The sequence below is a fragment of the Streptomyces sp. CO7 genome (assembly GCF_053474865.1).
Window position 1 is genome coordinate 49,014 of record NZ_JBRIOU010000010.1, and the last position, 10,384, is coordinate 59,397.

Annotated in this window: 11 protein-coding genes, 1 tRNA gene, 1 pseudogene and 1 riboswitch; of the genes and pseudogenes, 1 reads left to right on the forward strand and 12 read right to left on the reverse strand. The window is 73.3% G+C overall.

Going from position 1 to position 10,384, the window contains the following annotated elements:
* The 5 genes and pseudogenes from ACOV8S_RS28505 to ACOV8S_RS28525 all read right to left on the reverse strand — a co-directional run.
* On the reverse strand, positions 1-760 hold a 760-nt coding region (locus ACOV8S_RS28505), incomplete at its 3' end, for an energy-coupling factor ABC transporter ATP-binding protein (RefSeq protein ID WP_448321471.1).
* A gap of 80 nt (positions 761-840) precedes the next feature.
* Positions 841-1,593 carry a cobalt ECF transporter T component CbiQ gene (gene cbiQ, locus ACOV8S_RS28510; protein ID WP_448321384.1) on the reverse strand — a complete coding sequence of 251 codons (753 nt, stop codon included), beginning with the start codon at positions 1,591-1,593 and terminating at the stop codon, positions 841-843.
* A 5-nt stretch (positions 1,594-1,598) separates the two neighbouring features.
* Positions 1,599-2,042, reverse strand: a complete 444-nt coding sequence (locus ACOV8S_RS28515; protein WP_448321385.1) for an energy-coupling factor ABC transporter substrate-binding protein — start codon at positions 2,040-2,042, stop codon at positions 1,599-1,601.
* 191 nt (positions 2,043-2,233) lie between these two features.
* Positions 2,234-2,893: pseudogene (locus ACOV8S_RS28520) on the reverse strand (energy-coupling factor ABC transporter permease); the annotation flags it as partial.
* 30 nt (positions 2,894-2,923) lie between these two features.
* Positions 2,924-3,109: riboswitch (cobalamin riboswitch) on the reverse strand.
* 104 nt (positions 3,110-3,213) lie between these two features.
* On the reverse strand, positions 3,214-3,762 hold the full coding sequence (locus ACOV8S_RS28525; protein ID WP_448321386.1) for a GNAT family N-acetyltransferase: 549 nt from the start codon (positions 3,760-3,762) through the stop codon (positions 3,214-3,216).
* Between the two features lie 149 nt (positions 3,763-3,911).
* Between ACOV8S_RS28525 and ACOV8S_RS28530 the strand changes: the two genes are divergently transcribed.
* Entirely contained in the window at positions 3,912-4,655 is a 744-nt protein-coding gene (locus ACOV8S_RS28530; RefSeq protein ID WP_448321387.1) for a hypothetical protein, read from the forward strand.
* Positions 4,656-4,665: 10 nt separating this feature from the next.
* Here ACOV8S_RS28530 and ACOV8S_RS28535 read toward each other — a convergent pair whose 3' ends face one another.
* The 7 genes from ACOV8S_RS28535 to ACOV8S_RS28565 form a co-directional block, all read right to left on the reverse strand.
* Complete coding sequence (locus tag ACOV8S_RS28535; RefSeq protein ID WP_448321388.1) at positions 4,666-5,364, reverse strand: potassium channel family protein; 699 nt, start codon at positions 5,362-5,364, stop codon at positions 4,666-4,668.
* Positions 5,357-6,790, reverse strand: a complete 1,434-nt coding sequence (locus ACOV8S_RS28540) for a TrkH family potassium uptake protein (RefSeq protein ID WP_448321389.1) — start codon at positions 6,788-6,790, stop codon at positions 5,357-5,359. Before ACOV8S_RS28540 ends, ACOV8S_RS28535 begins: the two co-directional genes overlap by 8 nt.
* Before the next feature lie 534 nt (positions 6,791-7,324).
* On the reverse strand, positions 7,325-7,861 hold the full coding sequence (locus ACOV8S_RS28545; RefSeq protein WP_448321390.1) for a hypothetical protein: 537 nt from the start codon (positions 7,859-7,861) through the stop codon (positions 7,325-7,327).
* A gap of 97 nt (positions 7,862-7,958) precedes the next feature.
* Positions 7,959-8,519: a hypothetical protein gene (locus ACOV8S_RS28550; protein WP_448321391.1), complete on the reverse strand. Its 561-nt coding sequence runs from the start codon at positions 8,517-8,519 to the stop codon at positions 7,959-7,961.
* Between the two features lie 250 nt (positions 8,520-8,769).
* Complete coding sequence (locus tag ACOV8S_RS28555) at positions 8,770-9,054, reverse strand: hypothetical protein (RefSeq protein ID WP_448321392.1); 285 nt, start codon at positions 9,052-9,054, stop codon at positions 8,770-8,772.
* A 309-nt stretch (positions 9,055-9,363) separates the two neighbouring features.
* Positions 9,364-9,437, reverse strand: a tRNA-Pro gene (locus tag ACOV8S_RS28560).
* Positions 9,438-9,472: 35 nt separating this feature from the next.
* Positions 9,473-10,246, reverse strand: a complete 774-nt coding sequence (locus ACOV8S_RS28565; protein WP_448321393.1) for a Pr6Pr family membrane protein — start codon at positions 10,244-10,246, stop codon at positions 9,473-9,475.
* Positions 10,247-10,384 lie beyond the last annotated feature (138 nt).

Below are 10,384 nucleotides of genomic sequence, written 5' to 3' on the forward strand. Positions count from 1 at the left end.
CCCCGCCGCCGCGTCCGCGCAGTGCCGCCCCGACCGCGACTCCCCACGGCATCCGGAGGCCCGCCTCCCGCAGCGCCTCCGCCCGTGCCAGCAACTCCCCGGCGGGCCCCACCCGCACGCCTCCCGGGGTCAGCAGCGCGACGTCGTCCGCCCACCGCAGCGCCAGGTCCACGTCGTGGGTGGCCATCATCACCGTGGTCCCCCCGCGCCGGAGCGACTCCAGCGTCGCGAGGAGCCGCTCCTGCCCGTCGGGGTCCAGCCCCGCCGTCGGCTCGTCGAGCACGAGCACCCGCGGCCGCATGGCCACCGCCCCCGCGACGGCCGCCCGTTTCCGCTGCCCGTAGGACAGCAGGTGCGTGGGGCGGTCGCCCAGCCCGGTGATGTCCAGCGCCGCGAGCGCCTCGTCGACCCGCGCCCGGACCTCCGCCTCCGGCAGCCCCAGGTTCAGCGGCCCGAACGACACGTCCTGCGCGACCGACGCCGCGAACAGCTGGTCGTCCGGGTCCTGCACGACCAGCTGCACGGTGGACCGCAGCCGGGTGAGCCCGGCGCGGTCGTAGGACACCGGTCCGCCCTCCAGTTCCACCCGGCCGGAGCGCGGCCGCAGCCCTCCGCTCAGCAGCCGCATCAACGTCGTCTTCCCGCTTCCGTTGCGCCCGAGGAGGGCCAGGGCGCGCCCCTCGCGGACCTCGAAGCCGAGGCCGTCGAGCACGCGGGGGCCGTCCTCGTACCCGAAGGACACGTCCCGCAGGGCGACCAGCGGCGCCGCCGCGGCGCCGTCCTCCGTGGTCGCCCCGTCCTCCGTGGTCGCGCGGTCCTCGGGTGTTCCGCCGGTCCCGTTCACGACAGACGTCCTTCCAGCACGGCGTCGAGCACCACGATCGCGGTCAGCAGCGCGACACTCGCGCCGACGAAGCTCCCGGACACCCGGGTGGGCGGGACCAGGACCCGCAGCGTCCCGTCGTAGCCCCGTCCGGCGAGCCCGGTCTGCAGCCGGCCCGCCCGGTCGAAGGCCCGCACGAACGCGGTGGCCCCCAGACCGCCCAGCGAACGCCAGGCCGCGGCCCTGGTCCGCTGCCCGAGCCGTGCCGCCTGCGCCTGCCGGACCTGCCGCACGGAGTCGAGCAGCAGGAACGCCATCCGGTACGTCACCACCGCCACGTCCACCACCGCGGCCGGCACCCCCGCCCGCACCAGGCGGGGCAGGAGGTCCGACATCGGCGTGGTGAACGCGAACACCAGCACGCCCAGCGAGGCCGCCGAGCTCCGCAGCAGCAGCTCACCGGCCCGCAACGGCCCGTCGGGCGCGGGGCCCAGCACCGCGCCGTCCGGCCCGCCCACCCGCACCAGCAGCGTCGCCGCGCCGGTGACGCAGAACCCGAGCGGCGCGCGGTACGCCCGCCACAGCCGCCCGGCCGGCACCCGCGCGGGACCCAGCAGCACCATCAGCGCGGTCACCAGCACCAGCAGGGCGCCCGGCCACGGCGGCAGTGCGACGGCGAGCAGCGTGAGCCCGAACCCGAGCACCGCCTTGTCCACAGGATGACGGCGGCGCCAGCGACTGCTGTGCGCCGCCGCGTCGATCGACAGCACAGGCGTCAAACCCGCCCGGAAGCGGCGTCGTTCGGGCCGTCGCCGGTGACGGCACCGGCACCGGCACCGGCATCCGCGTCCACGGGAGCGTCCGGAGCGCCGTCCCCGGTGGCAGCGGCACCCGACGGGGCGCTCGCGGCCGCGGCCGCCCGAGCCTCGCCCTGCCGCCGCCCGCGCCACAGGCCCAGGCAGTAGGAGACGACTCCCGCCCCCACCGCCGCCTGCAGCGCGAACAGCCCCGACTCGATCTCGCCGGACGGGGGTTCGTACACCGGCGAGAACCAGGGGCGGTAGTCCGGGTCGATCTCCTGGATCGCCACCTCCGCCTCGGCGTCCGCCCCGGTGAACGGCTCGGGCTTGTGGTCGCCCATGCCGAGGACCACCGGCAGCACCGCCAGGGCGACCACGGTCAGCACCAGCAGCAGGTTGATCCGCAGGTTCCGGCTCATCGCGACACCGCCCCGGTGCTCGTGCTCGTGCTCGCGCCGGTGCTCGTGCCCGCGCCCGTGCTCGTGCCCGCGCCGGTTTCGGTGCCGGCACCCGTGTCGGCCACGGTCGCGGCCTCGGTCCCGTTCGTGGTGCCGGTCCCGTTCGCGCTGCCGGTCCCATTCGTGCTGCCGGACCCGATCCTGCCGAGCCCGGCGGTCCGCAGGCCCAGCCGGGCCAGCTCACCCGCACTCGACTGCGCCAGCAGCCGCACCACCAGCACCGTGAGCAGCCCCTCGCTGACCGCCAGCGGGATCTGCGTGACCGCGAAGATGGACCCGAACTTGCCCAGCGCGCCCGCGAATCCGCCCACCGGGTCGGGGAAGGCCAGCGCCAGCTGCACGCTGGTCACGCAGTAGGTGCTGAGGTCGGCGACGAACGCCGCGCAGAACACCGCCACCGCGAGCCGCGCCCCGCACCGCAGGGCCAGCCGGTACACGCCGTACCCCGCCCAGGGGCCGACGACGGCCATCGAGAAGACGTTGGCGCCGAGTGTGGTGAGCCCGCCGTGGGCGAGCAACAGCGCCTGGAACAACAGCGTGACGGTGCCGAGCACCGCCATCACAGGGGGCCGGAACAGCACCGCCCCCAGCCCGCTCCCCGTGGGGTGCGAGCAACTACCGGTCACCGACGGCAACTTGAGTGCCGACAGGACGAACATGAACGCGCCCGAAGCTCCCAGGAGCAGCGTGCTCTCGGGATGTTCCCTCACCTCACGGGTGAGTTGACGAACTCCGTGGACGACAAACGGCGCAGACGCGGCAACCCAGGCGATCGCGTGCGCCGGAGGAAGAAACCCCTCGGCTATGTGCATGGCTCAGCAGACCCTCTCCAGCACCTCGTGGATGGACGACGCGCCTTGGCCGGTCTCCTGGCTGACGGGTACCACACGCCCGTGCTCCGCCTTCCCGGGTCCGTGAGGACCCAGTGGCTGCCCGCGAGGGCCGGAGCCGGACTTCCCGATCACAGTGGCGAGGGCCGCACCGGCATCACACCGGATTTCCCGTTCACCAAGACCTTGTGACAGTAATCCGGCATCCCGCCCACTGACAAGCGAGCCCGATCCGGCCACCGGCGTCCGCGGCCGCCCGACGAGCCCCGCACCGCAGGCGCCGCAAGGGCCGAGGGGCGGGTTCAGTCCTTCCCGCGGTCGAGCCCCCAGGTCTGCAGGACGTAGGGCCGTCCCTTCTCCTCACCCTCGATCAGGGGCACGTCCAGCAACCGGAATCCGGCCCTGGTGGCGACGCCGACGCTCGCCGCGTTCTCCGCCTCCAGCTCGAGGATCACCTGCTCCGCCCCCAGCTCCTCGAAGGCGTAGGCCGCCATCACCCGCACCGCCCGGGCCGCCAGCCCCTGCCCGCGGTGCGCCGGACCCACCGCGTAGCCGATCTCCACGCCCTCCGGCGCCCGGCGCAGCATCACCTCGCCGAGCGGGGCCCCGCCGTCCAGTGTGATGGCGAGCAGGATGCTGGTCCCCTCGGCCCGCAGCTCGCGGGTGCGCACCAGCCGGGCGCGCCCGGCCGCCTCGTCGAAGGGCGAGACGATGGGCGTCCAGTAGGCGATGTCCGGGTGGTCGAACAACGCCGGCATCGCGGCCAGGTCGTCCTCCGTCCAGTCCCGGAGGACCAGACCCTCCCCGGTCAGTTCCATCCGCTCGGGAAAGGGCGACGCGTCATGACTCATACGGGGTGACCTCCTGGCCTGGCCGGAAACACGCGGGTGGGTGCGCATGGGTGCGCATGGGTGCGGACCGATGCGATACCACGTATCCAATCCTCCGCCCGGACGGATGTCAGTCCGATTACCCTGTCGGCCTCTGGTTGGATGCGGTGATGACGACCAGCCCTCCCCACTCCGCCGACGACGCCGCTGCCGCTCACCGGCGTCTGACGATTTTGCTCGAACGCGCCGCGAGAGGGCCGCAGGACGGGGCGTGGAGCGAGCTGTGGACGGAGCTGTACCACAACGGGTCCCTGGACACCGTCTCCCCGGCGGCGCTGCGGGGGCTGGCCGAGCTCGCGGAAGGCGAGGACCCGGGAATCGCCGACTCCGCCCTGCACCTCGCGGGAGCCTTCCTGATCCAGGCGGACCAGCGGCACGAGACTGCGTCGCTGCGTGATGCTCTCGCCCCTGAGGTCGCCCGCCTGCTGGCCGCCGCACACCGCCGGCGGTCCTTGGTGACCGACGACGGCGACTACTGCTACCTGCTCGAGGTCGTCCTGAACCTGGAGGGACAGATCGACTGGGCGGAGGACCTGTTCCGCGGCCTCTGCACCGAGGAGTGGGAGTGCGAACCCGAAGGGTGCGAAGGAGCGGTATGGGTGGTCGTGGGCGAGCGGGGCTACTTCAGCTGCGCGGAGGACTACGCCCTGTCCGAGGACGTCACGACCTTCCCGCTCCACCCGGCCGACCCCTCCACGCTCCAGGGCGTCGGACACCGCCTCCACGAACTCGCCCTGGCCGACGGCCACGGGGCCGTCGCGCACAGGCTGACCTACGCCTTCGGCGAGGCGACCTGCCCGTACTGCGGGCGACGGTTCTCCGTCTCCGACACGATCGCCGCACGGTCCTGCTGAGCCTCGTGCCTCAACGCAGCTCGCTGAACCGCTCCGTCTCCCGGGTGTCACCGGCGACGATGATCGTGTCCGCGGGCCCCACGACCGTCGCCGGCGTCGCGTAGGTGAAGTCCTCGCCAGGGCGCTTGACGGCGACGACGGTCAGCCCGAAACGGGAGCGGATGTCGCTCTCGCCCAGGGGGATGCCGACGATCCCGGCCGGCGGATTGGTCTTGATCATGGCGAACCCCTCCTCCCACTCGATGTAGTCGAGCATGCGGCCGCGCACCAGGTGGGCGACCCGCTGCCCCATGTCGTGCTCGGGCAGGACGACATGGTGGACGCCGAGCTGGGAGAGGATCCGGCCGTGCTCCTCGCTGGTCGCCTTGGCCCAGACGTGCTTGATGCCGAAGGAGACCAGCAGCGAGGCCGTGAGGATGCTGGCCTCCAGGTTGGAGCCGATGGCGACGACGGCCCGGTCGAAGTCCTGCACGCCCAGTTGCCGCAGCGCGTCCTCCTTGGTGGAGTCCGCCCGCACGGTGTGGGTGAGGACCCCGGACAGCGCCTGCACGACGTCCTGACCGGCGTCGATGCCCAGCACCTCGGTGTCCGCCTCGACCAGCGCCTTGGCGACGGCACGGCCGAACCGGCCGAGGCCGACGACCACCACGGCGTCCCGGTGACCGGCCCGCCGACTGCGCTGCCTGCTGGGGATGAACTTCCTAGCCAATGACGGGACGCTCCTCGGGAAGGTCGTACAGGCGGACGCGATGACGCAGGGCCAGCGCGGACGCGACGGTGATCGGTCCGAGCCGTCCGACGAACATCAGCACCACCAGCAGCAGTTGCAGGCCGACGGGCAGGCGCGCGGTGATGCCGGTGGACATCCCGGTGGTGGAGAAGGCCGAGACCACCTCGAACAGCGACCGGTCGAGGCCGTGCTCGGCGAAGACCATGAAGGCCATCGTGGAGACGACGACGGCGGCCACCGACAGCAGCGCCACGGTCAGTGCCTGGCGCAGCAGCGGGGCGGACAGGCGGCGGTCGAAGACGTTCACCGAGCTGTCCCCGCGGATCTCCGTGTACAGCACGAAGAACAGCACCGCGAAGGTGGTGACCTTGATGCCCCCGGCCGTGCCCGCGCTGGACCCGCCGACGAACATCAGCACGTCCATGCCGAGCCAGCTCACCGGGCGCAGCGCGGCCAGGTCGACGCTGTTGAACCCCGCGGTGCGGGGGATGACGCCCTGGAAGAAACCGGCCAGCAGCTTTCCGGGGACGTCCAGCGGCCCCAGCGTCGCCGGGTTGGACCACTCCACGGCGGTGACGAAGGCGCAGCCGCCGACCAGGAAGACGCCGGTGCCGCAGAGCGCGATCCTGGTGTGCGCCGACCAGGCGCGGGGCCGGCGGAACCGGCGGCGCAGCTCGAACAGCACGGGGAAGCCGAGCCCGCCGGTGATGATCGCCAGCGCGACGGGCACGCAGATCCACGGGTCGGTGACGAAGGACATCAGGCTGTCGGAGTACAGCGCGAAACCCGCGTTGTTGAACGCGGAGACGCCGTGGAACACCCCCAGCCACACCGCCCGCGGCCACGGCTCGTCGTAACCGGTCGCGAACCGCAGCGTCAGCACCAGCGCCGTCACCGCCTCGACGACCAGGGACGCCTTCACCACGCCGGTCACCACGGCGCGGATGTCCCCGAGCCCCAGCGCCTTGGTCTCCGTCGCCGCGGTCATCCGCGCCCGCAGCCCCATCCGGTGCGAGACCAGCAGGACCAGCACGGACGCCGACGTCATGATCCCGAAGCCGCCGACCTGCACGAGCCCGAGGATCACCACGTGCCCGAAGCCGCTCCAGTACGTCGCGGTGTCCACCACGACCAGGCCGGTCACGCACACCGTGGACGTGGCGGTGAACAGCGCCTCCAGCAGCCCTGCGCCGCCCGGTCCCGCCTTGGCGGCAGGCAGCATCAGCAGGCCCGTGCCGGCCGCGACGGCGGTGGCGAAGCCGGCGACCACCACCTGCGCGGGGTGCCGCAGCCGCGGCCGCAGCCCGTGCCCCGGCCGGGGCCGCCACCGCGACCCCGCCGGCCCTCCCGGTGGGTCCTGCCCGCCCGGCCCGGCCGTCGGGACGGGCGCCGCGACTCTTCTCACCCGCCGACGGTAGGCACACCTCCCCGGCCCCCTCGCGCCGGATCCTGCCGTCTGCCGCGCCCGTTCCCCCGACCGGGGGTCCCGCCCGGTCCCGGCACGGTCACCGAGCGGGCGGACGGGCCGGAAGCGCGCGGTGGCGGCGGGCAGGAACACCAGCACCACGGCGACGAGCACCGCGGCGACGTGCAGCCCCGGACGGCGCCCAACAACAGGTCCGGCGCACCGGCCTGCTCGATGACCTCGCCCGGGGAGCGGCCGCCGGCCGGCGCACGGACCGGCTCGACCACCATCGACGCCGGACGCCGGACGCCGTGCCCACGACGCCCAGCCCGATCGCGAGAGCGAGCCGGGCCCAGCTCTTTCCGTGCGGCATCCGCCGCGCCACGATCAGCGCCGCGCCGAACACGGCACGACGTAGGGCGAGGCCGACGGCGATCTCCCCGGCGGAGCCGGAGCCGGAGCCGTCGGCGAGCATCCGCCCGAAGGCCGGCACGGTCTCGACCGCACCGGCGGCCCGGCCCCGGGGCGAGGGGGTCAGCAGACTTCGCCGACGTGGTCGGCGAAGTCGTCGACGCTCATCGCCCGGCCCGCCGCCCAGACCTGACCGGGGCGAAGGGACGCCAGGTCTTGGGTGGTGAAGTAGCCGTCGCCGTAGTACACGCCGTCGTACGAGTAGAAGGAGAGCGAGTACGTCCGCCCGGGCAGGAGTTCCCGCGCGCCGCCCCCCTCCACGAGCCAGGAGTCCGGCGGGGAGAGCACGGGGATGACGGCCCGCCCGCGATGCGTCGTCCCCCGCGGCGTCTCCCACCCGCCGTCGTCCACGGACGCACGATCCTCATCGGCGCCGCCCGTCCCGGCACCGTCCATCTCGACTCTGCTCGCCCCGCTCGGCCAACTCCCCAGCCGCATCCCCATGATGTCCTCGCCCCCGTCGTCGCACGGTTGCAGCACGGCCACCGGCCGCCCGTCCTCCCCGTTCGTCACCGCGACCAGCGTCAGGTGGGCGGGGCTGCAACCGCTCACCATGCCGAGCCCCAGCACCAGACACACCGCCGCACCCGCACGTCTCATCGCGGTCCCCCTCCGCCCGTGAACGCCTCGCTCCCAGGCTCACCCCGCGCCCAACGGGAGTCGAGCTCCGTACGGTCTCGGTTCGGCGGGCGCCGGATCAGGAAGCGGGGCAGAGCGTCCTGCGCAGGCCGTAGTTGAGGTGGCTTCCGTCCTCGTCCGTCGGCGTGATGCCGTTGTAGGAGAACAGCTCGGCGGCGCTGTGGTCCGGGTCCGCCACGCCGCTGTCCAGAGCCGCGCACTGCTTGCGGGCCGCGTCGATCGCCTTCTCCTCGTCCTTGAAGAGGTTGACGTCGACGTCGAAGACGACCCGCATGACGTCGGACCGGGCGGCGCCCTGAGGCTCGGGCGGCAGAGCGGCCTCCGACGCCTCGGGCGCGGGGCTGTCGGTGGTGCCGCCGGCGGCGTCCCCGCCGGTCCCCTCGGCCTCGTCCTCGGCCGGGGCGCTGCTGCCCGCGGCGCTCGACGCCGCCGGTGCCGGAGCGGCGTCGTCCTTGCCGTCACCGCCGCTGTCGCAGCCCACGGCGGTGACGGCGAGCACGGCGGCGACGGCCGCTGTGGCGATACGGATGCGCATGATTTCCCCCGAGGTGGACGCGAGTGCGTGGAGGGACAGCGTGCGGCAGCCGGCCCACGGCGGACGGCGCGGTGACAGGGTCATGACCTTTCCCGAACAGGGTTGCCGCACAGGCCCGTTGTCAGTGCCTCCGGCTAGCCTCGCGACCGCGCGGTCGGCTTACCGGGGGTTCCAGCTCCGAAGAGAATGGTTGCATCCCCGGCCTGTACGGGGGCGGCCCGGAGAACGCGTCCGGGACCCAACCGACGACCGGGCTTCGTCGATGGCCAGCGACACCACCTGCCAGAGCCGACCGCGCACCCTCTCCCCGGCCACGCGGCCGTGACCGGAGCCCTCAGAGGCCCCGCAACGCCTCGTACAGGTCGTCGTAGGCGGTCCAGCAGTCGACGCTGCCGTCGTCGTACAGGCTGCTCATGTACCAGTCGTCGTCCCCTACGGGCTTCACCAGACACAGGCCGCGGAACCCGAGAACGATCTCCGGGTCCAGCGTCTCGGGATCGCCGACGCCCCCCACCCATTGCACCGGACGCCCGGGATCCAGGGCGACAGCCTCCCCGTCCCCCGACACCTCCCGGATCCGCCGAAGAGTCCAGCCCTCGGGTAGCCGCGCGTCTGCCATCCACGAAGGATCGCACGCGCGAAATCGGTGACGCCGGGGGCCCGCACGCGAGAGCACGCAACCCACGCGCCAGTCATCGCCGCTGCCTGCAAGGGCGGCGAAAGAGGAGGTTGCCGACCGAGGGCGTGACTTCGATCGTTGGCCCCATCCCCTCGGAGAGGCGCGGCAACGGAAGCCCGGGAACACCCCGACGCGGCTCCGTGCACCTGTGGCGTCCCACTGCCGGTGCTCTCCCGCCGCGAGGCGTGCAAGCAGAAACAGGTGAGGCACCTACGGAAATTCGTAGGTGCCTCACCTGTTATTTGGCTGTCGGGGTGGCGGGATTTGAACCCACGACCTCTTCGTCCCGAACGAAGCGCGCTGCCAAGCTGCGCTACACCCCGATCATCTCCGCGTTCCCGCGGCGACGACGTTTACTTTAGCCCACCGGCGGCCTGAGGCGAAATCCGGTTTTCGGGCGGCAGCGGACGAAGCCGGGGCACAGGCGGTCGACCGCGACCAGCAGGACTCCCAGGCCGTAGCAGGCGAGGGCGAACAGCAGGGAGTTGCCGACCAGGCCGAGGGTGCCGTTACGGGTGGCGTCGAGGAAGGCGAAGGGAACGCGGCCGGGCGCGTCGGCCGGGAGCAGGGTGCTCCGGACGAGGGCGAGGCCCAGGTAGACGAGGGGGTAGAGCACCCAGGCGGTGGCGTGGCGGAGCCGCAGGGTGCGAGGGGCGGTCAGCAGCAGCCAGTCCAGCAGGGCGGCGAGCGGCGTGACCACGGTGAGCAGCAGGGCTGCCGCCAGGCCCCAGCGGCCGCCGGGGCCGGGGTCGGAGAAGGCGGGGCGGCCCGGGACGGCGAAGGCGTGCACCAGGGCGGCCAGCAGGACGTAGAGCAGCGCGGCGCCGGTGAGGGCGGGGCGCACGGGACGGCCGGCGCTCCAAGCGCGCTGGGCGGAGACGGCGAGGACCAGGGCCAGCAGGATGTTGGCCTGCACGGTGAAGTGGGTGAGCGCCTGGAGCGGGCGGCCCAGCACCATGCAGACGGTCACGCCACCCGCCGCGGCCAGCGCGGCGCCCAGGCGGAACAGGGCGGTCAGGGGTCGGCGGGCCGGAGGTATGACGGCTGTGGGCGGGACGTACGACGGCATGATCTTGGCCCAGCCCGGCACGGCGGGGAGATCCGGTATGTCCCTCGGTATGGGAGCGGTCATGCCCTCACGCTAGGCGTTAATGGGCATATCGGGCGATTCCGTGCGGCCGAACGAGGGACGCCGCCCCACGGAAGTGGTGCGGCGTCCCGGTCGTGCGGTACTGCGGCGGCCGCGGTCGAGGCGGCTCGTGGACGTGGC

Excerpts from the sequence above, each read along its gene's own strand:
- ACOV8S_RS28515 (WP_448321385.1), bottom strand. The coding sequence starts at position 2,042 with ATGAGCCGGAACCTGCGGATCAACCTGCTGCTGGTGCTGACCGTGGTC.
- ACOV8S_RS28525 (WP_448321386.1), bottom strand. The coding sequence starts at position 3,762 with ATGAGTCATGACGCGTCGCCCTTTCCCGAGCGGATGGAACTGACCGGG.
- ACOV8S_RS28530 (WP_448321387.1), top strand. The coding sequence starts at position 3,912 with ATGACGACCAGCCCTCCCCACTCCGCCGACGACGCCGCTGCCGCTCAC.
- ACOV8S_RS28545 (WP_448321390.1), bottom strand. The coding sequence starts at position 7,861 with ATGAGACGTGCGGGTGCGGCGGTGTGTCTGGTGCTGGGGCTCGGCATG.
- ACOV8S_RS28550 (WP_448321391.1), bottom strand. The coding sequence starts at position 8,519 with ATGACCCTGTCACCGCGCCGTCCGCCGTGGGCCGGCTGCCGCACGCTG.
- ACOV8S_RS28555 (WP_448321392.1), bottom strand. The coding sequence starts at position 9,054 with ATGGCAGACGCGCGGCTACCCGAGGGCTGGACTCTTCGGCGGATCCGG.
- ACOV8S_RS28565 (WP_448321393.1), bottom strand. The coding sequence starts at position 10,246 with ATGACCGCTCCCATACCGAGGGACATACCGGATCTCCCCGCCGTGCCG.